Raw genomic sequence first — 24,990 nt, 5'->3', positions numbered from 1 at the left:
GCCGCAGTGCACCACTAGGGTAATTGCTAGTTGTGACTGTTGGGGTGGTCGTTTAATCTTCATGCAGTTCTGATGCACCACGAATTTGCAGGTGGAGAACGAGGAGACAAGTGAGGCACTCAGTGCCCAGAAGAAAGCGCTGTTGGATTGATATCCAACAGCGCTTTTTTATTTGTATTTATCGAATTTTTTGACGCGATCTCCCGGCTATTTCACGCGCCATTTTTTACTCTCCGTTAGCCGCTGAGGTAAACATCACAAGCCTGCGAAACGCTTGCAGCACGGCGCTTGCGTCCGCTACACTCGCTATTCACCGACCATTGGGTTGGCAATTAAATCCGCGGATTTAATTGCAATTGAATAACGGGGTTAATAGAGGAGCAGGATGAAGTCGGCATTGCGTTGGATCAGCGCGGCATTGGTCGCCACAGGGGTCTCGGCTGCTTGGAGCGGCCATGCATTCGCGGACGTGAAAATCGGCGTCACCGTGTCGGCAACAGGACCGGCCGCATCGCTCGGCATTCCGGAAAAGAACACGATCGCACTGCTGCCGAAAGAAGTGGCGGGCCAGAAGATCGACTACATCGTCCTCGACGACGCAACCGATTCCACCCAGGCGGTCAAGAACGCCCGCAAGCTCACTAGCGAAGACCACGTCGATGCACTGATCGGCTCGACCGTCGTGCCGAACTCGCTCGCCATGATCGACATCGCTGCCGAAACCTCGACGCCGATGATCTCTCTGGCCGCGGCCGCGGGCATCGTCGAGCCGATGGACGCGAAGCGTAGATGGGTCTTTAAAACGCCCCAAAACGACATTCTGATGGCCACGGCGATCGCGCAGCACATGGCCAATCACGGCGTGAAAACGGTCGCGTTCATCGGCTTTTCCGACGCGTACGGCGAGAGCTGGTTCAAGGAATTCAGCAAAGCCGCTGACTTCGCGAAGATCAAGATCGTCGCGAACGAGCGCTTCGCGCGCAACGATGCATCCGTCACGGGCCAGGTGCTGAAGATGATGTCGCAGAACCCGGACGCGGTGCTGATCGCCGGTGCGGGCACGCCGGCCGCGCTGCCGCAGAAAACGCTGAAGGAGCGCGGCTACAAGGGCAAGTACTATCAGACGCACGGCGTCGCGAACAACGACTTCCTGCGCGTGTGCGGCAAGGATTGCGAAGGCACGTGGCTGCCCGCTGGCCCACTGCTCGTCGCCGAGCAACTGCCCGAGGCGAATCCGGTGAAGAAAAGCGCGCTCGCGTACAAGCATGCGTATGAAACGGCATATGGCGCGGGGTCGGTGTCGACGTTCGGCGGTCACGCATGGGACGCGGGTCTGCTGCTGCAGCATGCGATCCCGCTCGCGTTGAAGAAGGGGCAGCCAGGCATGCCGGCATTCCGCGAGGCGCTGCGTGCCGCGCTCGAAGGAACGAAAGATCTGCCCGCGTCGCACGGCATCTTCAACATGAGCGGGAACGACCATGCCGGCCTCGATCAGCGGGCGCGCGTGATGGTGCAGATCGTCGACGGCAAGTGGAAGCTCGCCGGCGACTGAGCGAAGGCTCTGCGCCACGGGACCTCATCGAAAAAGACGCGTGCAGTTGACGCGTCTTTTTTATTACCCGGGCCAGGTGTCCGCATCGCGCAAAAGCGTGGTTTCGCTGCTTCAGGACAAACCCGCATTTGGCGCACGCTCTCTTGACCGTCGATAATGCAGAACGCAAACTACTAACATATTAGTGGTCTATGAGATGCCTGGTTGGAAAAAAGCCGCGGCACAGAAACGCGGTGTATGACGCGAATGCGCACTCGCGCGACGCGAGAGGAGCGGTACCCAACGCAGCGGGGGAAGGTATGCGCGCCGAGCAGGGAAAACCATGCTTGGCACACTTGAACCCGCTCACTAGATTCAAACACCCGGTCCAGCAAGCCGGTTTACAGATAGGCGCTTTTCAAAGCGTTTGGAGACTCGCAATGAAAAAGACAAGGCATTGGGTACGCACCGGCATCGCGATGGCGCTGATGTGCGGCGCGGGGGCTGCATTCGCGCAGGTGAAGATCGGCGTCACGTTGTCGACGACGGGGCCGGCCGCCTCGCTCGGGATTCCTGAAAAGAACACGATCGCGTTGCTGCCGAAGGAGATCGGCGGCAAGAGCGTGCAGTACATCATCCTCGACGACGGGTCGGACACCAGCAAGGCCGTGCAGAACACGCGCAAGCTGATCGACGAAGACCACGTCGACGCGATCATCGGCTCGACCGTCACGCCGAATTCGCTCGCGATGCTCGATCCGGCCGCTGAGGGCAAGACACCGGTGATCTCGCTCGCGGCATCGGCCGCGATCATTCAGCCGATGGATGCGAAGCGCGCATGGGCATTCAAACCGCCTCAGAACGACAGCCTGATGGCCGAAGCGATCGCCGATTACATGCAGCATCACGGCGTGAAGACGGTCGGCTTCATCGGATTCTCGGACGCATACGGCGACAGCTGGAACACGACGTTCGACGCCGCCGCGAAAGCGCACAACCTGAAGATCGTGTCGAACGAGCGCTTCAACCGCACTGATGCATCGGTGACGGGCCAGGTGCTGAAGACGATGGGCGCGAATCCCGACGCGGTGCTGATCGCGGGCTCGGGCACGCCGTCGGCGCTGCCGGCCAAGACGCTGAAGGAGCGTGGCTACAAGGGCAAGATCTATCAGACTCACGGGGTCGCGAACAACGACTTCCTGCGTGTGTGCGGCAAGGATTGCGAAGGCGAACTGCTGCCGGCCGGTCCGATTCTCGTCGTCGATCAATTGCCGGATTCGAACCCGGTGAAGAAGTCGTCGGAAGCCTATAAGAACGCCTATGAGAAGGCTTATGGCGCGGGTTCGGTCGCGACCTTCGGCGGCCACGCATGGGATGCCGGCCAGATGTTGCAGGCTGCGATTCCGGTCGCGCTGAAGACCGCCCAGCCGGGCACGCCGGAGTTCCGCGCGGCGCTGCGCAACGCGCTCGAAAACATCAAGGAGCTGCCAGTGTCGCACGGCATCATGAACACCACCGCGAACGACCACAACGGCCTCGACCAGCGCGCACGCGTGATCGTGCAGATCGTCGACGGCAAGTGGAAGTTGCAGAACAACTAAGACTATTTACAAAAACAAGTAGCGGTACGCGCCTCTCGCGCAGTCTGCGGTGCATGACGCCGCATTGCCATTGTGTTCGACGACAATGGCATCGACCGCCGCGCCGCGTCCCGGCGCGGCGGTTGTCTTTTCAGACATGCAGATCGATGGCCGGCTTCGCACCGCGCCGTCGCGACTGTTTCCCGGTTTTTCGATTTCGACGCTTCAGGACGAGGAAGTATGGATCTATCAATTGCGGCGATCCTCGCGCAGGACGGCATCACGACCGGCGCGATCTACGCGCTGCTCGCGCTTGCGCTGGTGCTGGTGTTCTCCGTCACGCGGGTGATCTTCATCCCGCAAGGGGAGTTCGTTTCGTACGGTGCGTTGACGCTCGCCGCACTGCAAACGCAGAAGTTTCCGGCCACCTGCTGGCTGTTGATGGCGATGGGCGCGGCATGCTTCGTCGTCGAGACGGCGGCCGTGTTGCGGCATGCTGAGCGGCGTCGTCATGCGGCGCGCACGCTGCCCGTGCTGGCGGGGAAGTACCTGCTGTTTCCGATCGCGGTCTACGCGCTCACGCGCGGCATCTTCCTGCAGCCGCTGCCGATGATCGTGCAGATCGCGCTGACGCTGCTGATCGTGATTCCGATGGGTCCGTTCGTGTATCGCCTTGCCTACGAGCCGATCGCGGAGGCGACCACGCTGGTGCTGTTGATCGTCGCGGTGGCCGTGCATTTCGCGATGGTCGGTCTCGGCCTCGTGATGTTCGGCGCCGAAGGCTCGCGCACCAACGCGTTTTCCGATGCGACGTTCAACATCGGCACGTTGTCGATCTCCGGACAGAGCCTGTGGGTGATCGGCACCGCGGCCGTGCTGATCGGCGCGCTGTATTTGTACTTCGATCGCTCGATCTCGGGCAAGGCGTTGCGCGCGACGTCGGTGAACCGGCTCGGCGCGCGGCTCGTCGGCATCGGCACCACGCAGGCGGGACGCCTCGCATTCACGCTTGCGGCGGGGCTCGGCGCACTGTGCGGCATCCTCGTCGCGCCGCTCACGACGATCTACTACGACTCGGGCTTCCTGATCGGTTTGAAGGGCTTCGTGGGCGCGATCATCGGCGGTCTGGTCAGCTATCCGCTGGCGGCGGCCGGCTCGATTCTGGTTGGTCTGCTGGAGTCGTATTCGTCGTTCTGGGCTAGTGCTTATAAGGAAGTGATCGTTTTCACGTTAATCATCCCGGTGCTGCTGTGGCGCAGTCTTGCGAGCCCGCACGCCGAAGAGGAAGCGGAGTGACACGATGAAACGAATCATGCAAAAGAAGTTCTTCTGGTTGTTCCTCGTGGTGCTGTTCGCTTTGCCGGTTCTGCCGCATCCGATCCATGTACCCGAGTACTGGGTCACGCTGCTGAACTACATCGGTCTCTATTCGATCGTCGCGATCGGCCTCGTGTTGTTGACCGGCATCGGCGGGATGACGAGCTTCGGGCAGGCCGCGTTCGTTGGCATCGGCGCGTATGCAACCGCATATCTGACGACGAACTTCGGCGTGTCGCCGTGGCTCGCACTGATCGCGGGCGTGATCGTCACTGCCCTGGTTGCGCTGATGCTCGGTCTCGTGACGATGCGCCTATCCGGCCACTTTCTGCCGCTCGGCACGATTGCGTGGGGGCTCGCGCTGTTCTACCTGTTCGGCAATCTCGACATGCTCGGCAAGTACGACGGCATCAACGGCATCCCGGTGTTGAATGTTTTTGGGATCAACCTCGAGTCCGGCCGCCATATCTATTACCTGATCTGGGTAGTCGTGCTCGGTGCGGTCGTCTCTGTTCAGAATCTGCTTAATAGCCGGCCGGGTCGCGCAATCCGCGCGTTGCGCGGCGGCGGTCTGATGGCCGAGGCAATGGGCGTCAACACCGGCTGGATGCGCGTCGTGATTTTCGTCTATGCGGCGGTGCTTGCGTCGGTCTCGGGTTTTCTGTACGCGCACTTGCAGCGCGCCGTGAATCCGACGCCGTTTGGACTGAATCACGGCATCGAGTTCCTGTTCATGGCGGTGGTGGGCGGCGTCTCACACGTCTGGGGCGCGGTGCTCGGCGCGGCGATCCTGACCGTGCTGCAGGATTATTTGCAGACGCTGCTGCCAAAACTGCTCGGCGAGAACGGCAACTTCGAAGTGATCGTGTTCGGCATCATCATGGTGCTGCTTCTGCAGTACGCGCGGCAGGGCGTCTGGCCGTTCGTCGCGCGCTTTTTCCCGCGTGGCCCGCGGGCGCATCTCGCCGATCACGCGGATCCTCTGCCGCAGCGCAACAAGCCACAGACCGGCGAAGACCTGCTGAAGGTGAACAAGGCGCGCAAGCAGTTCGGCGGTCTCGTCGCGGTGAACGACGTCAGCTTCGAGGTCAAAGCAGGACAGATCATCGGGTTGATCGGACCGAACGGCGCAGGCAAGTCGACGACCTTCAATCTCGTGACCGGTGTGCTGCAGGCGACAAGCGGCGAGATCACGTTCCGCGGCGAGCGCATCGATGCGCTGAGTTCGCGTGAAATCGTCAAGCGCGGCATCGGCCGGACGTTCCAGCACGTGAAGCTGCTGCCGGGTATGACCGTGCTCGAGAACGTCGCGATCGGTGCGCATCTTCGTGGCCATGCGGGCGTGTGGCGCAGTGTCGTGCGGCTGAACAGCTCCGAAGAGCAGCGGTTGATGGCCGAAGCCGCTCGGCAGATTCGCCGCGTCGGCCTCGAACAGCACATGTATGACGAAGCGGGCAGCCTGGCGCTTGGTCAACAGCGGATTCTCGAAATTGCGCGCGCCCTGTGCTGCGACCCGACTCTGCTATTGCTCGATGAACCGGCCGCTGGTCTCCGGTATCAGGAAAAGCTTCAGCTCGCCGAACTGCTGCGCAGACTGAAGACAGAAGGGATGAGCGTGCTGCTCGTCGAGCACGACATGGATTTCGTGATGAATTTGACGGACCGGCTCGTGGTGATGGAGTTCGGCACGCGGATCGCTGAGGGCCTGCCGCAGGAAGTCCAGCAGGATCCGGCGGTGCTCGAAGCGTATCTGGGTGGGGTGGAATGATGGACGACATGACAACGACCGGCGTGGCGGCGGCGGGACCGATTCTCGAAGTGAGCCAATTGTCCGTCCGCTACGGCAAGGTTGAAGCGCTGCACAATGCGGCGATCAAGGTGCGGGCGGGGCAGATCGTCTCCGTGATCGGCCCGAACGGCGCGGGAAAGTCGACGCTGCTGAATGCGATCATGGGCGCGTTGCCGACGTCCGGTCATGCGAAAGGCGCGGTTTCCTATCAGGGCGACGACGTCAGCGCGATGCCGGTCGAAAAGCGCGTTGCGCTTGGTATGTGCCTGGTGCCGGAAAAGCGCGAGCTTTTCGCTTCGATGACCGTCGAGGACAATCTGCTGCTTGGCGCCTACCGGCGCAAGCGAGCAGGGGAGCGCAACTTTCTCGATCAGCTGGAACCGGTGTTCGAACTGTTTCCGCGGCTGAAGGAGCGGCGCAAGCAGGCGGCCGGCACGCTTTCCGGCGGCGAGCGGCAGATGCTCGCGGTCGGCCGCGCCCTGATGGGCAAGCCCGATCTGCTGATGCTGGACGAGCCGAGCCTCGGTCTCGCGCCGCTGATCGTGAAGGAAATCTTTCACATCATCAGCGCGTTGCGGCAGACGGGCGTCGCGACGCTGCTGATCGAGCAGAATGCGCGAGCTGCATTGCAGATCTCGGACTACGGCTACGTGCTGGAAACCGGCGAGTTGGCACTGGAAGGACCGGCAACCGACCTCGCGCAAAATCCCCGGGTGATCGAAACCTATCTCGGTCTTGCCAAAAAGGTCGCATAAGCCCGCACTTATTTCGCTGATCGCTGTCTCTGGAAGCGGTGTGTTTCACGTGAAACACACCGCTTTTTTATTGTTTCACCATTCGGACGAAATTCGGGCCGAAACTGAACCCGTTATAATTCGCCCATACATTTCTTTTGAAGGCTCACGCGACGATCTGGCGTGAGATCCCGCGATGCTTTTTCCCTCAGAATTTGACGTAATCGTCGTCGGTGGCGGTCATGCCGGCACCGAAGCTGCTTTGGCGTCGGCGCGCATGGGCAACAAAACGCTGCTTTTGACCCATAACATCGAGACCCTTGGTCAGATGAGCTGCAATCCGTCGATTGGCGGCATTGGCAAAGGCCATCTGGTCAAGGAGGTCGACGCGCTGGGTGGCGCCATGGCGGCCGCTACCGACGAAAGCGGCATCCAGTTTCGGATCCTGAATTCGTCGAAAGGACCGGCGGTCCGCGCGACGCGCGCTCAGGCTGACCGCGTGCTGTACAAAGCGGCGATCCGCCATCGTCTAGAGAATCAGCCGAACCTCTGGCTATTTCAGCAGGCCGTCGACGATCTGATGGTCGAGGGCGACCGCGTGGTCGGCGCCATCACGCAAGTGGGTATTCGTTTCCGGTCGCGCGCGGTGGTGCTGACGGCGGGCACGTTCCTCGACGGCAAAATTCACGTGGGGTTGAACAACTACACCGGCGGACGCGCGGGCGACCCGGCTGCGGTTTCGCTGTCGGCGCGGTTGAAAGAGCTGAAGCTACCGCAGGGCCGGCTCAAGACCGGTACGCCGCCGCGAATCGACGGTCGCACGATCGACTATTCGCAGCTCGAAGAGCAGCCCGGCGATCTGGACCCGGTGCCGGTGTTCTCGTACCTCGGGCGTGTCGAGCAGCACCCGCGCCAGCTGCCGTGCTGGGTCACGCATACGAATCAACGGACACATGACATCATTCGCGGCGGTCTCGATCGTTCGCCAATGTACACGGGCGTGATCGAGGGGGTGGGGCCACGCTATTGCCCGTCGATCGAGGACAAGATTCACCGGTTTGCGTCGAAGGAATCGCATCAGATCTACCTCGAGCCGGAAGGTCTGACGACCAACGAGTTCTATCCGAACGGGATCTCGACGAGCCTGCCCTTCGACGTGCAGCTCGAGCTGGTGCGTTCGATGCGCGGCCTCGAGCATGCGCATATCCTGCGCCCGGGCTACGCGATCGAGTACGATTATTTCGATCCGCGTGGCCTGAAGGCATCGCTAGAAACGAAGGTGATCAGTGGCCTGTTCTTCGCCGGACAGATCAACGGGACGACCGGCTACGAAGAGGCAGCTGCACAGGGCACTCTGGCCGGCATCAACGCCGGTCTGTTCGTGCAAGGCAAGGAAGCATGGTGTCCGCGTCGCGACCAGGCTTATCTCGGCGTGCTCGTGGACGATCTAGTCACGCGCGGGGTGTCCGAGCCGTACCGGATGTTCACGAGCCGCGCGGAATACCGTCTGAGCTTGCGCGAAGACAACGCCGACATGCGGCTGACGGAGATCGGGCGCGAACTTGGCGTGGTCGATGACGCCCGCTGGGACGCCTTCAGTCGCAAGCGTGACGCTGTTTCACGTGAAACACAGCGCTTGTGTTCAACCTGGGTCAATCCTAAGACCTTACCGGCAGAAGAGGCGACCGCCTTGCTTGGCAAGCCAATCGACCACGAATACAGTCTCGCGGACCTGCTGCGTCGTCCGGGCGTCAGCTACGACGGCGTCTGCGGGCTGCGTGACGGCACTTGTGGCGCGCCCGAAGCACTTGCGGAAGACCCCGTGCTGCTCGCGCAAATCAAGGAACAGATCGAAATCGGCGTCAAATATCAGGGCTACATCGACCGACAGGCCGGTGAGATCGAACGCAACGAGGCGCAAGAGAACACGCGTCTGCCTGAAGGGCTGGACTACACCGAGGTCCGTGGGCTGTCGTTTGAAGCTCGCCAGAAGTTGATGCAGTTCCGGCCGGAAACGATCGGACAGGCGTCGCGTATTTCCGGCATCACGCCTGCCGCCATCTCGCTGCTGATGGTCCATCTGAAGCGTGGCCTCGGGCGTCGTCCGTCGAAGTCCGCCGAGCCCGGCGCCGACAGCACGCCGGTGGTTCAATGACGGCAGCGCAGAGGGGAATTGACCAGCCGGCCTTGGCGTCATTGCTGGCGGACGGTGTCCGTGAACTTGGTCTCGAACTCAGCGACACGCAGCAGCGCAAGCTGCTCGATTACGTCGCGCTGCTCGCGAAGTGGAACAACGTCTACAACCTGACAGCGATCCGCGATCCGAGGCAGATGCTAATCCAGCACATTCTCGATTCACTATCGATCGTGCCGCACCTGGCGCCGCGCGGGCCGTCGTCGGTGCTCGACGTCGGTTCGGGCGGGGGGCTGCCGGGCATCGTGCTCGCGATCGTGCTGCCCGATTGGACCATCACGACGAACGACATCGTCCATAAGAAGACTGCCTTTCAGTCGCAGGCGAAGGCGGAACTGGGCCTCGCGAACCTGTCGGTTGTGACCGGTCGGGTGGAGACGCTGCGGCCTGGCGCCGAAGTACCGGCAAAGTTCGACGTAATTGTCTCGCGCGCGTTCGCAGAACTCTCGGATTTCGTTACACTGGCCCGTCATCTGGTTGCGGAGCAGGGCGCAATTTGGGCGATGAAGGGTATGCGGCCGGATGCCGAAATCGCGCGTCTGCCGGCGGGCGCTCGCGTGGAACAGATCATCCGGCTGAACGTGCCGTCGCTCGACGCCGAGCGGCATCTGATCGAGGTGCGAGTGGACCCCGAAAGCTGACGGCCGCTTCGGCCTGTCAACACCCTCAACGATTTTCACTTCATCCAAGCAGCAAAAGGGACACACCAACGATGGCAAAAATCTTCTGCGTTGCGAACCAGAAGGGCGGCGTCGGCAAGACGACCACCACAGTCAATCTGGCCGCGAGCCTGGCAGCGCAGGGACAGCGAGTCCTTCTCATCGATCTGGACCCGCAAGGCAACGCCACGATGGGCAGCGGCATCGACAAGGCCGAATGTACGAACACGGTCTACGAGGTGCTCGTGGACAACGTGTCGGTGGCCGATGCGCGCGTACGGCCCGAGGCGGTCGGATACGACGTGCTTCCCGCGAACCGTGAGCTCGCGGGCGCCGAGGTCGAACTCGTCAGCATGCAGAATCGCGAGCGTCAACTGAAGGCGGCGCTCGCCGGGGTCGAGGGCGAGTACGATTTCGTGCTGATCGATTGCCCGCCGGCTTTGTCACTGCTGACGCTCAACGGACTATGCGCCGCGCACGGCGTCGTCATTCCGATGCAGTGCGAATACTTCGCGCTCGAAGGGCTGTCCGACCTCGTCAACACGATCAAGCAGGTCCATGCGAATCTGAATCGCGACCTCAAGGTGATCGGTCTGCTGCGCGTCATGTTCGATCCGCGCATTACGTTGCAACAGCAAGTCTCGGATCAATTGAAAGAGCACTTCGGCGACAAGGTCTTCGACGCGGTGATTCCACGCAACGTGCGATTGGCCGAGGCGCCCAGCTACGGGCTGCCCGGTGTGGTGTTCGACAGGGCGTCGCGAGGCGCGCAGGCGTACGTGCAGTTCGGCGTCGAAATGATTGAGCGGGTGCGCGCGCTGAATGACGCGCCCCAGGCATCCTAAGCGGATCGAGGAAGCACGATGAACGCAGTAGCAAGAAAGAAGGGACTGGGGCGCGGTCTGGAGGCATTGCTCGGCGGCACCGCCGATATCACCGAGGCAGCGGTGATCGACGGCGCACCGAACGTATTGCCGCTCGGCAAGATGCAGGCGGGCAAATACCAGCCGCGCACGCGCATGGACGAAGGCGCGCTGCAGGAGCTTGCGGCGAGCATCCGCGCGCAAGGGCTGATGCAGCCGATTCTCGTGCGTCCGATCGCGGCGGACCGCTATGAGATCATCGCGGGGGAGCGGCGTTTTCGCGCGGCGCGGCTCGCGGGCCTCGACGAGGTGCCGGTGCTTGTGAAGGACGTGCCCGACCAGGCCGCCGCGGCGATGGCGCTGATCGAAAACATCCAGCGCGAGGATCTGAATCCCCTCGAAGAGGCCCAGGGGATCCAGCGCCTGCTCGACGAATTCAATTTCACGCATGAGCAGGCGGCAGAGTCGGTGGGCCGCTCGCGCAGCGCGGTGTCGAACCTGCTGCGTCTGCTGAACCTTGCGACACCGGTACAGACGATGTTGCTCGCCGGCGATCTCGACATGGGCCACGCTCGCGCGCTGCTCGCCGTCGATGCCGCGACGCAGATCACGCTGGCCAACCAGGTCGTCAACAAGCGCCTGTCTGTGCGCGAGACGGAAAAGCTGGTTGCGATGACCACGAAGGTGACGCCGGCGGCCAAGGCCCGCGCGAATCCGGACGGCGGCCGTGACACGCGACGCCTGGAAGAGGAACTGTCGGACCTGCTGTCCGCTACGGTGAAAATCAAGCTCGGCCGACGCGGTCGCGGCCAGGTGCTGGTGGACTTCGGCGATCTCGACGCGCTGGAAGGCATTCTGGTTCGTTTGCGCGGGAACGCGAACGTCTGAGCAAAGATTGGCGCTCAGCAGGCAAGAGTGGTGAACGGCTGGCGGCCTGTGCATGAGCACTGCCGCGAGTTGGTTTACCTCGGTGCGAGCGACTATTGTGGATTCCAAAACAACCGATGCACGAATAATCAGGAATCCTAGCTTCAGACGCTCCACATTCACGCGATAATCATCCTGACGAGCCGCTATCAAAAGCGACCCGATCATCATCGAAATTTGCGGTGAGGCTGATTCAGCTCATTAGAAGAGCTATCCCGTTCAGCCCTTAAAAAAGAGGCATTTGTTGCATTTTCGAGACGTCTGCCGCTGCGTCGGAACGCACTGCCAACGAGCTTCGATCCACGCGACCACCCGCACGGGTTTTGCCGCCCCCCGCCCGCCTTACATTTGACGTGTTTCGCGTCGTTAGCGTATGTTTTACCGCATCGTGAAGGGAAGTTTCACGCGGTTATAGGCTGGCCTAAAGTCTTGAATTGCCTGCAACTATCGCTTACAATCGCCCGGATTTAATTGCACGGCAACCCCGTAAGCGCTGCGTAAACTCGCGGGCTGAACGAGACTTTCGGAACATTGCGATGGCGGTCAAAACGTCGAATCTGTCGCCGGAGAATGGTGACGACAGACACCGCGCTGAACGCTCCGCACCCGAGATGTCCTCCAGTCGGCAGTTCGATCCGGCCGAAGCGTGGGATGACGCGCAGGAAGATAACAATATCGTTCCGCTCACGCGGGCCGAGGCGGAAAAGCTGTTTGGTCCCGGCGTGGGTCGTCCATCGCGCGTAACGCCGTTCAGGGTCGTCGCAGCGCAAATGGTTTTGTCCCTGGTCGCAACGCTGTTGTGGTGGCTGTTCTACAAGCCGCCGGGCGCTGCTGCGCTGTCCGCGTTCCTCGGGGGGGCGATCTGCTGGGTGCCGGGCGCGTTGTTCGCGGCACGACTGAAAAAGCAGGGCGGCGCCGAGACCGTGATGAGCTGGATGATCGGCGAAGCACTCAAGATGGGGACAACGATTGCGATGTTTGTCGCAATCGCCTTCTGGTATCACGACGTACGCTGGATTCCGCTGCTCGTGACCAACCTCATCGCGCTGAAGACTTACTGGATCGCCTTGGCGTGGCGCTAAGGTAGCAGCACAAAAAACAGCAGCAAAAAGAATTTAAGGCCGGCGCGCAGCGCCGGCACGGGTGTGCGGGTGAGACAGGGCCCGCACCCGGCGCGTTCCCGCAACACAGTGTTCCGGCGGGAGCGGCCTCGAACGATTTTCGACAATTTGGGTGGCTTTAACGATATGGCAGCTAGCGAAGGCACGCGCGCAATGGATCCGTCCGAGTACATCGCGCACCACTTGCAGAACTTTTCCACCGCACACCAGACGTCGATTTTCGACATCCATGTGTGGAATCTCGACACCCTTTTCTGGTCGATCGTGTGCGGCCTGGTCACGATCTTCGTGCTGCATCTGGCAGCCCGCAAGGCAACGGCCGGCGTGCCGGGTCGCTTCCAATGCGCGATCGAAATGCTTGTCGAAATGGTCGAGGATCAATCGAAGGCCATGATCCACGGTTCGCGCACCTTCATCGCGCCGCTCGCGCTGACCGTGTTCGTCTGGGTCGCGCTAATGAACTCACTCGACTTCATTCCCGTCGACCTGCCGGGCCGTGTGATCGGCTGGCTGGGTCTGTCCGAAGCCATCCCGCACCACCGCATCGTGCCGACCGCCGACCTGAACGGCACGATCGGTATCGCGCTCGGCGTGTTCGTGCTGATGATTTACTACAACTTCAAGATCAAGGGCGCTGGCGGCTTCGTGCATGAACTGCTGTCCGCTCCGTTCGGCGCGCATCCGCTGCTGTGGATCCCGAACCTCGCACTGAACATCATCGAGTTCGTCGCGAAGACGGTCTCGCTCGGCATGCGGTTGTTCGGCAACATGTACGCGGGCGAACTGTTGTTCCTGCTGATTGCCCTGCTCGGCAGCCTCTGGAGCTTCGGCGCGGACACGACGGTGCTTGGCTTCATCGGCCACGTGGTCGCCGGCACAGTGTGGTCAATCTTCCACATCCTGATCGTTCTGCTGCAGGCGTTCATTTTCATGATGCTGACGCTGGTGTACATCGGCCAGGCACACGACACGCACTAACCTGCGTTGTCGGCAAAGAATCGTAGTTTTTTAAATCCCAGTTCCAACCAGTTCTAAAAGACTTTTCACAAAGGAGTGATCATGCAAGCTTTCATCGCCAACATCCAGGGTCTGACCGCCATCGGTATCGGCATCATCATCGGCCTGGGTGCTATCGGCGCCTGTATCGGTATCGGTCTGATGGGCGGCAAGTACATCGAAGCATGCGCCCGTCAACCGGAACTGATGAACCCGCTGCAAACCAAGATGTTCCTGCTGGCTGGTCTGATCGATGCGGCGTTCCTGATTGGCGTTGGTGTGGCAATGCTGTTTGCGTTCGCGAACCCGCTGCTCTCGAAGCTGGCAGGCTGAGGTTCCTCGGAGGTTTGCGCCTGAGCTATAACAGGTAAAGGCGCAGGGCGGAACGGGTACTGGGGCGCTGATCGAGCAGAATCGATGAGCGCCTTGCCGTTTCACTTTCCGAACTAGCAACGTTTAAGGAAACACCGTGAATCTCAACGCAACCCTGTTTGCGCAAATGGTCGTGTTCCTGATCCTCGCGTGGTTCACGATGAAATTCGTGTGGCCGCCGCTGATCAACGCCATCGACGAGCGCGCGAGGAAGATCGCCGACGGTCTGTCCGCCGCGGAAAAGGGCAAGCAGGAACTCGAAGCCGCTCACAAGCGCGTCGACCAGGAACTGGCTCAGGCTCGCAACGACGGCCAGCAACGCATTGCCGACGCTGAAAAGCGCGCTGTCGCAGTCGCCGACGAAATCAAGGCTCAGGCGCAGGCGGAAGCCGCCCGCATCATCGCGCAGGCGAAGGCCGACGCGGATCAGCAAGTCGTGAAGGCGCGCGAAGTGCTGCGTGGCGAAGTTGCTGCACTCGCTGTGAAGGGCGCTGAACAGATCCTGCAGCGCGAAGTCGACCAGGCGGCTCATGCTGACCTGCTGAATCAACTGAAAGCCGAGCTCTGATCATGGCCGAACTTGCAACCATCGCCCGTCCGTACGCGGAAGCGCTGTTTGGCGTGGCCGAAGCTGGTGACATCGCCGCCTGGTCCACGCTCGTGCAGGAGCTGGCACAGGTTGCGCGTCTGCCCGAAGTGCTGTCGATCGCCTCGAGCCCGAAAGTGAGCCGTGCCCAGGTAAGCGATCTGCTGCTGGCCGCGGTCAAGTCGCCGCTCAAGGACAACGCGCAAGCGAAGAATCTGGTGCAGATGCTGGTGGACAACCATCGCCTGCAGCTGCTGCCGGAAATCGCCTCGCAGTTCGAAGAGTTGAAGAACGCCCGCGAAGGGGCAGCAGATGTGCTGATCGTCAGCGCATTCCCGCTCGAAGGTGCGCAGTTGAACGAACTCGTCGCAAGCCTCGAACGCAAGTTCAAACGCAAGCTGAAGCCGACGGTCGAAGTCGATCACTCGCTGATCGGCGGCGTACGCGTGACGGTCGGCGACGAAGTGCTCGATACCTCGGTCCGCGCGCGGCTCGCCAGCATGCAAACGGCCCTGACGGCCTGAAGCGCTTCGCGTTTTAGCGGCTGGCACGCAACAGAATTGACTATCAGGAGCGAATAATGCAACTCAATCCCTCTGAGATCAGCGAGCTGATCAAGAGCCGGATCCAGGGCCTTGACGCGAGCGCAGACGTTCGCAACCAGGGCACCGTGATCTCCGTGACCGACGGTATCGTGCGTATCCACGGCCTGTCGGAAGTGATGCAGGGCGAAATGCTCGAATTTCCGGGCAACACCTTCGGTCTCGCGCTGAACCTCGAGCGCGACTCGGTCGGCGCCGTGATTCTGGGTGAATACGAACACATTTCGGAAGGCGACATCGTCAAGACGACGGGCCGCATTCTGGAAGTGCCGGTGGGTCCGGAACTGCTCGGCCGCGTGGTCGACACACTCGGCAACCCGATCGACGGCAAAGGCCCGATCAACGCGAAGAAGACCGATGCAATCGAAAAGATTGCTCCGGGCGTGATCTGGCGTAAGTCGGTTTCGGAGCCGGTCCAGACCGGTCTGAAGTCGATCGACGCGATGGTGCCGATCGGCCGTGGCCAGCGTGAGCTGATCATCGGCGACCGTCAGTGCGGCAAGACCGCAGTCGCAGTCGACGCGATCATCAACCAGAAGGGCAAGAATCTCGTCTGTATCTACGTCGCGATCGGCCAGAAGGCTTCGTCGATCATGAACGTGTTGCGCAAGCTGGAAGAAACTGGCGCGCTGGAGTACACGATCGTCGTGGCCGCTTCCGCTTCGGAATCGGCCGCGATGCAATACCTCGCGCCGTACGCCGGCTGCACGATGGGCGAATACTTCCGCGATCGCGGCCAGGACGCGCTGATCGTTTATGACGACTTGACCAAGCAGGCTTGGGCATACCGTCAGATCTCGCTGCTGCTGCGCCGCCCGCCGGGCCGTGAAGCTTACCCGGGTGACGTGTTCTATCTGCACTCGCGTCTGCTCGAGCGTGCTGCTCGCGTCTCGGAAGAGTACGTCGAGAAGTTCACCAATGGTGAAGTGAAGGGCAGGAGCGGTTCGCTGACGGCACTGCCGGTCATCGAAACGCAGGCAGGCGACGTGACCGCATTCGTTCCGACGAACGTGATCTCGATTACCGACGGCCAGATCTTCCTTGAAACCGATCTCTTCAACGCAGGTATCCGCCCGGCAATTAACGCAGGCGTGTCGGTGTCGCGTGTGGGTGGCGCGGCTCAAACGAAGGTCGTGAAGAAGCTGTCGGGCGGTATCCGTACCGACCTGGCGCAGTACCGCGAACTCGCTGCGTTCGCGCAGTTCGCATCGGACCTCGACGAAGCGACCCGCAAGCAACTCGAGCGCGGCCGCCGCGTGACGGAACTGCTGAAGCAGCCGCAGTATCAGCCGCTGCAAGTGTGGGAACTGGCTGTGTCGCTGTTCGCGGCGAACAACGGCTATCTCGACGACCTCGAAGTTGCTCAAGTCCTGCCGTTCGAAAAGGGCTTGCGCGACCACCTGAAGACGAGCCATGCTGACCTGGTCAAGCGTATCGAAGATACCAAGGAACTCTCGAAGGACGACGAAGGCCTGCTGCACACGGCCGTCAAAGACTTCAAGAAGTCCGGCGCTTATTGATCCGCGAGTGATCCGCAAGGCATAAACGGACCTTGAAGCGGCGCGGGCCGCATGCGAATGCTCCCGCGCTACTTCGGCCGCATTGCATGGGACCCGAGTAAGCGCTAAAGCGCTAACTCGGGCCGACAAAGGAGCAAGCAATGGCTGGAATGAAGGAAATTCGCGGCAAGATCAAGAGCGTGCAAAACACGCGCAAGATCACGAAAGCGATGGAGATGGTGGCCGCATCGAAGATGCGCCGCGCTCAGGAGCGCATGCGCGCTGCTCGCCCGTATGCCGACAAGGTCCGCGATATCGCTGCGCACATGAGCCGTGCGAACCCGGAGTATCGTCACCCGTTCATGGTGTCGAACGAAGGCGCGAAGGCGGCCGGCATCATCCTCGTCACGACTGATAAAGGTCTGTGCGGGGGGATGAACACCAACGTGCTCCGTGCGTCGCTGCAGAAGTTCAAGGAACTGGAAGGCCAAGGCAAGACGATCGAGGCAACCGCGATCGGCAGCAAGGGCCTGGGCTTCCTGAACCGACTGCAGGCGAAAGTCGTGTCGAACGTCGTGCAACTGGGCGATACGCCGCATCTGGAAAAACTGATCGGCGCTGTGAAGGTGCAGCTCGACCTGTACTCGGAAGGGAAGATTTCGGCGGTGTACCTCGCGTACACGCGCTTCGTCAACACGATGAAGCAGGAGCCGGTGATCGAGCAACTGCTGCCATTATCGGCGGACCAGTTCGAGCGCACGGAAGAAGACGGTACGACGCCGAGCACGCAGTGGGACTACATCTACGAGCCGGATGCGCAGGCAGTGGTGGACGAACTGCTGGTGCGTTATGTCGAAGCGCTGGTCTATCAGGCCGTCGCGGAAAACATGGCATCGGAGCAGTCGGCCCGCATGGTCGCGATGAAAGCCGCTTCGGACAATGCGAAGACGGTCATCAACGATCTGCAGCTCGTCTACAACAAGAGCCGTCAGGCCGCGATCACGAAAGAACTGTCGGAAATCGTCGGTGGAGCGGCGGCCGTCTGACCCCGGTCAGGCAGGTCGTTGCGTGTGCGCCCGAGCGGCGCGCCCATCGGAGAAACTGCGCCTTTGCGCGAGTGAAGAATTGAGTATCTAAAGGAAAAGCGATGAGTACTACTGCTTTGGTAGAAGGCAAGATCGTACAGTGCATCGGCGCGGTGATCGACGTGGAATTTCCGCGTGAAACCATGCCGAAGATCTACGACGCGCTCATTCTGGAAGGTTCGGAACTGACGCTCGAAGTCCAGCAGCAGTTGGGCGACGGCGTGGTCCGTACCATCTGTCTGGGTGCTTCGGATGGTCTGCGCCGCGGCACGATCGTCAAGAACACGGGCAACCCGATCAGCGTGCCGGTCGGCAAGCCGACCCTCGGCCGTATCATGGACGTGCTTGGCCGTCCGATCGACGAAGCCGGCCCGATCTCGAGCGAAACCACGCGTGCGATCCACCAGAAGGCTCCGGCGTTCGACCAACTGTCGCCGTCGACCGAGCTGCTCGAAACCGGCATCAAGGTTATCGACCTGATCTGCCCGTTCGCGAAGGGCGGTAAGGTGGGTCTGTTCGGTGGCGCCGGCGTGGGCAAGACCGTGAACATGATGGAACTGATCAACAACATCGCGAAGGAACACGGCGGCTACTCCGTGTTCGCCGGTGTGGGCGAGCGTACCCGCGAAGGGAACGACTTCTATCATGAAATGAAGGACTCGAACGTTCTCGACAAGGTCGCGCTGGTGTACGGCCAGATGAACGAGCCGCCGGGCAACCGTCTGCGCGTCGCGCTGACCGGCCTGACGATGGCCGAGCACTTCCGTGACGAAGGCCTCGACGTGCTGTTCTTCGTCGACAACATCTACCGTTTTACGCTGGCCGGTACCGAAGTGTCGGCACTGCTCGGCCGTATGCCGTCGGCAGTGGGCTATCAGCCGACGCTGGCTGAAGAAATGGGTAAGTTGCAGGAGCGTATTACGTCGACCAAGACTGGCTCGATCACGTCGGTGCAGGCCGTGTACGTCCCTGCAGACGACTTGACCGACCCGTCGCCGGCTACGACCTTCGGCCACCTCGACGCAACCGTCGTGCTGTCGCGTGACATCGCTTCGCTCGGTATCTACCCCGCGGTGGACCCGCTCGATTCGACCTCGCGTCAGATCGACCCGCACGTGATCGGCGAAGAGCACTACTCGATCACGCGCGGCGTGCAGCAAACGCTGCAGCGCTACAAGGAACTGCGCGACATTATCGCGATTCTGGGCATGGACGAACTCGCGCCGGAAGACAAGCTTTCCGTCGCGCGCGCTCGCAAGATTCAGCGTTTCCTGTCGCAGCCGTTCCACGTCGCTGAAGTGTTCACGGGTTCGCCGGGCAAGTACGTGCCGCTGAAGGAAACGATCCGTGGCTTCAAGATGATCGTCGAAGGCGAGTGCGACCACCTGCCGGAGCAAGCGTTCTACATGGTCGGCACGATCGACGAAGCCTTCGAAAAAGCCAAGAAGATCCAGTAAAGGTCGGGTGTAACGAAGCGGGTGCCGACCTCGCGCATCACGGCTGCCAAAACGGTAGTGTTGCGCAAAGCCAGCGTCTCTGATTACGCTCAACCCGCCTTGCATGGGACGGGAGTCAGCACTCAAGCGCTAACTCTCGTCGACAGGAGTCGACACATATGGCAACCATTAAAGTAGACGTCGTCAGCGCGGAAGAGGAAATCTTCTCGGGCCAGGCGGAAGTTCGTCGCGCTGCCAGGCGAAGCGGGTGAACTCGGCATTCTGCCGGGCCACACGCCGCTCATCACGCGGATCCGTCCGGGTGCGGTGCGCATCGAAGTTGAAAACGGCGAAGAAGAGTTTGTGTTCGTCGCCGGCGGCATCCTCGAAGTCCAACCGGGTGCAGTGACGGTTCTCGCCGACACCGCGATCCGCGGCAAGGATCTCGACGAAGCCAAGGCCGAAGACGCACGCAAGCGTGCGGAAGAGGCGCTGCAGAACACGGGCTCGAACCTCGAGTACGCGACCGCACAGGCGGAACTCGCGTACGCGACGGCGCAACTCGCGGCAATCCAGCGTTTGCGCAAGCTGCGCGGCCAGCACTAAAGCAGCACGTAATGGAAGAAAGCAGCCTGCGCGGCTGCTTTTTTTTGATAGCTAGTTGACGTTTACGTAAAGGTCGGCAAAATCCACGAGGTTGGAGTAACGGACGGTCACCGCTCGCCGCGGTCGATGCGACGCGGTGCGGGTAAGACTTGATGCCGGCCGGATACGCGCCGGTGCACAATCGATTTCAAATTCATTTCAATCGAGCGCGCTTGCGCTCACGGAGACAACACCATGGCAACGCATAGCTCGGGAGAAGGTGCGCTCATCGAACCCGCGGATGGACTGTCGTATGTGCGCGGGTCGACTGAAAATCCGTTGAGCGAAGCGACCGTCGGCGAGCTTCTGCGCGACACCGCGGCGCGCTTTCCCGACCGGCCGGCCGTGGTGTTTCGGGAGCAGCGCATCCGCTGGACGTGGAGCGAATTCGCGCAGGAAGTGGATGTGCTTGCGTCCGGGCTGCTTGCACTCGGCATCGCGAAGGGCGATCGCGTCGGCATCTGGTCGCCGAACCGCGTCGAGTGGCTGCTGACGCAGTTCGCGACCGCGCGTATCGGCGCAATCCTCGTCAACATCAATCCTGCCTACCGGCTCGCGGAGCTCGAATACGCGCTGAACAAGGCCGGTTGCAAGGCGATCATCACCGCCGAGCGCTTCAAGACGTCGATGTACCTCGAGATGCTGCAGGAACTCGCGCCCGAATTGGCGACGCAGCCGCCGGGTGAACTGCATGCCGCGCGGCTGCCGAAACTGCGCTACGTGATCCGCATGTGCGACACGGAGACGCCAGGCATGCTGAGCTTTTCCGACGTGATCGAGCGTGGCCGTGCGTCGTTCGACGCCACTCGGCTCGATGCGATCGGCGCGACGCTGTCGTGCCGGGAGCCGATCAACATCCAGTTCACGAGCGGCACGACGGGCAATCCGAAGGGCGCGACGCTGACGCATCGCAACGTCGTGAACAACGCGCGCTATATCGCGATGGCGATGCGGCTCAGCGAGCAGGACGGCCTGTGCATTCCAGTGCCGCTGTACCACTGCTTCGGGATGGTGCTGGCGGTGCTCGCGTGCGTGTCGGTCGGGGCGAACATGGTGTTTCCGGGCGAGGGCTTCGATCCGGCCGCGACACTCACCGCGACCGCGGAGGAAAAATGCACCGCGCTGCACGGCGTCCCGACGATGTTCATCGCAGAACTCGACCATCCGACCTTCCCCTCGTACGACTTCTCGCGGCTGCGCACCGGCATCATGGCGGGCTCGCCGTGCCCGATCGAGACGATGAAGAAGGTCGTCTCGAAGATGCACCTGAGCGAGATCACGATCGCCTACGGCATGACGGAAACCAGCCCAGTCTCGTTCCAGAGCTCGACGACCGATCCGCTCGACAAGCGTACGACGACAGTCGGGCGCATCCAGCCGCATCTCGAAGTGAAAATCGTCGATCCGCTCGGCAATATCGTGCCGGTCGGCGAAACGGGCGAGCTATGCACGCGCGGCTACTCGGTGATGCTCGGTTACTGGGGGGACGACGCGAAGACGCACGAGAGTATCGTCGACGGCTGGATGCACACGGGCGACCTGGCGACGCTCGACGCCGAAGGCTATTGCAACATCGTAGGCCGGCTGAAGGACATGCTGATTCGCGGCGGCGAAAACATCTATCCGCGCGAGATCGAGGAGTTTCTGTTCCGTCACCCGAAGATCCAGAGCGTGCAGGTGTTCGGCGTGCCCGATACCAGGTATGGCGAAGAAGTATGCGCGTGGATCGTGCTGCGGACCGGCGAACAGGCGACGGCAGAAGAAATCCAGCAGTTCTGCCAGGGACAGATTGCGCACTACAAGGTGCCGCGATATATCCGCTTCGTCGATGAACTGCCGATGACCGTGACCGGCAAGGTGCAAAAATTCGTGATGCGCGAACGGATGATCGGCGAGTTGAAACTCAGAGAGGACAAGACGGCGTGACGCCGCTGCAGCACGTTGCGCAGCCAAATATGCCAAATAGGTACGGTAGAACAGGAGTTGCGCGGTGAGGATTCGTCGCGCGCAAACGTTTGAGCAGGCGAAAAAAAAGCGGGCCTGGAGCCCGCTAAAAACCACACGCTACGGGGTTAGCGCGAGGAGACCAAAGATGGGACGGTTATCACGACGCCCCTGCGTCGATGACGGCCCCAGCAGGGATGCCCCTTTACAGGGCTTCGGCAAGCGCCGACCGGCAAGTGCATCGTATCCGCTCACACCACGCACACAGCCACATCCGTGTTGAAACCGTTGAGGGCATTGTGGGCGAATTACCCTATGAACGCGGTAACAAAGTGTTTCAGGTTGTAACGCCCGCCAGATAAGGCGTTGCGGGATTTATTGCCAAAATGAAACCTTTAAAACGTAGTTATTACCGATGACTATGCCGCAATTTAATACGCATGATTGATGCCATTCATGACGCCTGGTGCAGCAGAAATTGGGTCACTCATCAGCGTGAAATGGTTGCGTCTGCAGCGTTCGAGCTACGAATTTCCTGCGGAACCAGCGCTGTGACCCTGCCCCGAAATACATCGCAATTCGATGAAAAACCTGTGATGCAATGCAGCAAAGGGAATCCGCTTGTGCAGCGTATTGGAAAGGGGCGCATCGCTGCACCTTGGACCTGACCCGGACAGTTATACGACCCGACGACGTCGCCCTTCGTTACATCATCGCCGGCACCCAAATCTCCAGGCGCGCGCAGGCCGCCCTCGCAATCAGTCAGCAACTGACGCCCTCCAACGGACACGGTCGGCTTACTTCAACCACTTGTCCGAGATAGCCTGATACTCGCCGGTCGCTCGAGCGAGATGCAGCCACTGATCGACGTATTGCTGGAACGCGATATCCCCGCGCGGTAGCAACCAGGCCTTCTCGCCGTACTGGAACGGCTTGTCCGGATGCACCGAGCAGAGGCCGGGATTGAGTTTCTGCTGCAGCAGCGTTTCCGACGCATCCGTCACCATCACGTCCGCCTTGCCCGCGAGGATCTGCTTGAAGATCGTCACGTTGTCCGGATAAACGGTCACGTTTGCGTGCGTGAAGTATTGCTTCGCGAACTTCTCGTTGGTGCCCCCCGGATTGACGATCACACGTGTGGACGGTTGATCGATCTGCGCGACCGTCTGATATTTGTTGACGTCGTCGCAACGGACGATCGGCGTTTTGCCGTCGATCATGTAAGCCTGTGTGAAGAACGCATGCTTCTGGCGCTCGAGCGTCGGCGACACACCGCCAATGCCGATGTCGCACTTTGCGACGAAGTCGTTCATCAGGTTCGACCACGACGTCTTGACGAACTCGACATTCACGCCGAGCGACTTCGCGAGCGATTCAGCCATGTCGATATCGATGCCCTCGAACTGGCCATCGCCCCTGTAGAACGAATACGGCTTGTAGTCGCCGGTAGTGCAAGCGCGCAGCGTGCCGCGGCTGATGATGTCGTCGAGCCTGGACGGCGCGGGCGCGGCGTTTTGCGCGCTGGCTACGCCGACGTGCATCAGGACGCCGGCGAGCGCGCCGAGCATTGCGAGTGCTGCCTTCTTCATCGAGTCTCCTGGTGGTGTGTAGTGTGCAATTCATCGGTAAAGCTGTCGGATAGTAGCTTGGCAGCGCGGGCTTGAACATCGGCCGTTCAGCTAGGGCGACCCGGGCAGCGGAAGACATCGACCCTGACCCGTGCGGGCAGTGGCGCGCGGTAGTTGATCGAGGTGCGTCCGAGCTGCTTTCCGCCCGCTTCCCACGACGCGCCGCCGCAACATTCATTACCCCGCGACGCGCGATGTCCGGAGCCGCCTCCGGTAAAATGCTCATTTGCCCTCAGCTCTTCAGTCGCACGCAACGTGGCCCATCAACTCCTGAACGACACTTTTCTGCGCGCGCTGCAGCGCCAGCCCACCGACTACACGCCGATCTGGCTGATGCGGCAGGCTGGCCGCTATCTGCCGGAATACAACGCCACGCGCGGCCGCGCGGGCAGTTTCCTCGGTCTCGCGAAGAACCCGGCTTTCGCGACGGAAGTCACCTTGCAGCCCCTCGATCGCTATCCGCTCGACGCCGCGATCCTGTTCTCCGACATCCTGACCGTGCCCGACGCGATGGGCCTCGGTCTCGAGTTCGTCAACGGCGAAGGGCCGAGATTTGCCCGTCCGGTGCGCACCGAAGACGACGTCGCGCGCCTGGCGGTGCCCGACATCGACGCGACACTGCGCTACGTGACCGACGCCGTGCGTGAAATCCGCTCGGCGCTGAAGGACGCGCAAGGCCGCCAGCGCGTGCCTCTGATCGGCTTCTCAGGCAGCCCGTGGACGCTCGCGTGCTACATGGTGGAAGGCGGCGGCTCGGCGGACTTTCGCACCGTCAAATCGATGCTGTACGCGCGTCCCGATCTGCTGCAGCGGATTCTCGAGGTCAACGCGCGCTCGGTCGCGGCATATCTGAACGCGCAGATCGAAGCTGGCGCGCAAGCGGTGATGATTTTCGACACATGGGGCGGAGCGCTCGCCGATGGCATCTATCAGCGCTTTTCGCTGCGCTACATCGAGCAGGTGGTCAGCCAGCTGAAGCGCGAACACGACGGCGAAAAAGTGCCCGTCATCGCGTTCACGAAGGGGGGCGGCCTGTGGCTCGAGGACATCGCCGCGAGCGGCGTCGACGCGGTGGGCCTCGACTGGACCGTGAACCTCGGCAAGGCGCGCGAACGTGTCGGTGGCAAGGTGGCGCTTCAGGGCAACATCGATCCGTCGGTGCTGTTTGCGCCGCCTGCCGCGATCCGCATGGAAGCGCGCGCGGTGCTCGACAGTTTCGGCAACCATCCCGGCCACGTTTTCAATCTGGGTCACGGCATTTCACAGTTCACGCCGCCAGAGCATGTTGCTGAACTGGTCGACGAAGTGCATCGTCACAGCCGCGCTATTCGTAGTGGCGCACATACGCCCGCGTGAGTGTGTAATCATTACCGTTTCTTGTTGCATCGCAGCGAATTGGGCTCTCGCCCTAAGGACCGCAGCTCCGCGAATAGGCCGCCAGATGGTGGTCTTACGAAAGTCAAGAGCTGACTTATGCACACT

20 protein-coding genes and 1 pseudogene are annotated in these 24,990 nt (G+C 61.3%); 20 read left to right on the top strand and 1 reads right to left on the bottom strand.

The features are described from left to right. Positions 1-385 precede the first annotated feature (385 nt). The 19 genes and pseudogenes from OKW29_RS35365 to OKW29_RS35275 all read left to right on the top strand — a co-directional run bounded on the left by OKW29_RS35365 (position 386) and on the right by OKW29_RS35275 (position 21,862). A complete protein-coding gene (locus OKW29_RS35365) occupies positions 386-1,552 on the top strand; it encodes an ABC transporter substrate-binding protein (protein WP_429294203.1) in 1,167 nt (388 codons plus the stop codon). A 419-nt stretch (positions 1,553-1,971) separates the two neighbouring features. Then, a complete protein-coding gene (locus tag OKW29_RS35360) occupies positions 1,972-3,132 on the top strand; it encodes an ABC transporter substrate-binding protein (protein ID WP_184036889.1) in 1,161 nt (386 codons plus the stop codon). 219 nt (positions 3,133-3,351) lie between these two features. Further along, complete coding sequence (locus tag OKW29_RS35355; RefSeq protein ID WP_429294202.1) at positions 3,352-4,407, top strand: branched-chain amino acid ABC transporter permease; 1,056 nt, start codon at positions 3,352-3,354, stop codon at positions 4,405-4,407. 4 nt (positions 4,408-4,411) lie between these two features. After that, positions 4,412-6,196, top strand: coding sequence for an ATP-binding cassette domain-containing protein (locus tag OKW29_RS35350; RefSeq protein ID WP_429294201.1), 1,785 nt, complete (start codon positions 4,412-4,414; stop codon positions 6,194-6,196). Further along, on the top strand, positions 6,196-6,972 hold the full coding sequence (locus OKW29_RS35345) for an ABC transporter ATP-binding protein (protein WP_184036898.1): 777 nt from the start codon (positions 6,196-6,198) through the stop codon (positions 6,970-6,972). The genes OKW29_RS35350 and OKW29_RS35345 overlap by 1 nt, the downstream gene beginning before the upstream one ends. 175 nt (positions 6,973-7,147) lie before the next feature. After that, on the top strand, positions 7,148-9,106 hold the full coding sequence (gene mnmG, locus OKW29_RS35340; RefSeq protein ID WP_429294200.1) for a tRNA uridine-5-carboxymethylaminomethyl(34) synthesis enzyme MnmG: 1,959 nt from the start codon (positions 7,148-7,150) through the stop codon (positions 9,104-9,106). Further along, positions 9,103-9,786, top strand: coding sequence for a 16S rRNA (guanine(527)-N(7))-methyltransferase RsmG (gene rsmG, locus OKW29_RS35335; protein WP_429294199.1), 684 nt, complete (start codon positions 9,103-9,105; stop codon positions 9,784-9,786). Before mnmG ends, rsmG begins: the two co-directional genes overlap by 4 nt. Positions 9,787-9,857: 71 nt before the next feature. Then, positions 9,858-10,649 carry a ParA family protein gene (locus OKW29_RS35330; protein WP_090802387.1) on the top strand — a complete coding sequence of 264 codons (792 nt, stop codon included), beginning with the start codon at positions 9,858-9,860 and terminating at the stop codon, positions 10,647-10,649. 18 nt (positions 10,650-10,667) lie between these two features. After that, a complete protein-coding gene (locus OKW29_RS35325; RefSeq protein WP_090802389.1) occupies positions 10,668-11,555 on the top strand; it encodes a ParB/RepB/Spo0J family partition protein in 888 nt (295 codons plus the stop codon). A gap of 575 nt (positions 11,556-12,130) precedes the next feature. Beyond that, positions 12,131-12,676: an ATP synthase subunit I gene (locus OKW29_RS35320; RefSeq protein WP_429294993.1), complete on the top strand. Its 546-nt coding sequence runs from the start codon at positions 12,131-12,133 to the stop codon at positions 12,674-12,676. A gap of 165 nt (positions 12,677-12,841) precedes the next feature. Next, positions 12,842-13,693: a F0F1 ATP synthase subunit A gene (gene atpB, locus OKW29_RS35315; protein ID WP_026225522.1), complete on the top strand. Its 852-nt coding sequence runs from the start codon at positions 12,842-12,844 to the stop codon at positions 13,691-13,693. A gap of 81 nt (positions 13,694-13,774) precedes the next feature. Further along, positions 13,775-14,044 carry a F0F1 ATP synthase subunit C gene (atpE, locus tag OKW29_RS35310; RefSeq protein WP_007180033.1) on the top strand — a complete coding sequence of 90 codons (270 nt, stop codon included), beginning with the start codon at positions 13,775-13,777 and terminating at the stop codon, positions 14,042-14,044. Between the two features lie 136 nt (positions 14,045-14,180). Further along, entirely contained in the window at positions 14,181-14,651 is a 471-nt protein-coding gene (locus OKW29_RS35305) for a F0F1 ATP synthase subunit B (RefSeq protein WP_429294198.1), read from the top strand. Positions 14,652-14,653: 2 nt separating this feature from the next. After that, a complete protein-coding gene (locus OKW29_RS35300) occupies positions 14,654-15,193 on the top strand; it encodes a F0F1 ATP synthase subunit delta (protein WP_090802396.1) in 540 nt (179 codons plus the stop codon). 56 nt (positions 15,194-15,249) lie between these two features. After that, positions 15,250-16,791 carry a F0F1 ATP synthase subunit alpha gene (atpA, locus tag OKW29_RS35295; protein ID WP_429294197.1) on the top strand — a complete coding sequence of 514 codons (1,542 nt, stop codon included), beginning with the start codon at positions 15,250-15,252 and terminating at the stop codon, positions 16,789-16,791. A 140-nt stretch (positions 16,792-16,931) separates the two neighbouring features. Next, positions 16,932-17,816, top strand: a complete 885-nt coding sequence (gene atpG / locus OKW29_RS35290) for a F0F1 ATP synthase subunit gamma (RefSeq protein WP_184069847.1) — start codon at positions 16,932-16,934, stop codon at positions 17,814-17,816. Between the two features lie 101 nt (positions 17,817-17,917). After that, positions 17,918-19,312 (top strand): F0F1 ATP synthase subunit beta, encoded by a 1,395-nt coding sequence (atpD, locus tag OKW29_RS35285; protein WP_184036913.1) that lies wholly within the window; start codon positions 17,918-17,920, stop codon positions 19,310-19,312. Between the two features lie 158 nt (positions 19,313-19,470). Next, a pseudogene (locus tag OKW29_RS35280) lies at positions 19,471-19,897 on the top strand (F0F1 ATP synthase subunit epsilon). Positions 19,898-20,131: 234 nt separating this feature from the next. Then, a complete protein-coding gene (locus tag OKW29_RS35275) occupies positions 20,132-21,862 on the top strand; it encodes an AMP-binding protein (protein WP_429294196.1) in 1,731 nt (576 codons plus the stop codon). An 815-nt stretch (positions 21,863-22,677) separates the two neighbouring features. On the opposite strand, the gene OKW29_RS35270 is transcribed toward OKW29_RS35275, so the two are convergent. Beyond that, entirely contained in the window at positions 22,678-23,469 is a 792-nt protein-coding gene (locus OKW29_RS35270) for a transporter substrate-binding domain-containing protein (protein ID WP_429294195.1), read from the bottom strand. 294 nt (positions 23,470-23,763) lie between these two features. Here OKW29_RS35270 and hemE point away from each other — a divergent pair, with 294 nt between their 5' ends. Beyond that, positions 23,764-24,864, top strand: coding sequence for a uroporphyrinogen decarboxylase (gene hemE, locus OKW29_RS35265; protein WP_429294194.1), 1,101 nt, complete (start codon positions 23,764-23,766; stop codon positions 24,862-24,864). Positions 24,865-24,990 lie beyond the last annotated feature (126 nt).

It is taken from the genome of Paraburkholderia sp. CI3, assembly GCF_050436505.1.
GTDB lineage: Bacteria > Pseudomonadota > Gammaproteobacteria > Burkholderiales > Burkholderiaceae > Paraburkholderia > Paraburkholderia tuberum.
The sequence above is the reverse complement of the archived record's forward strand: the minus strand, read 5'-3'. Positions and strand labels throughout refer to the sequence as shown.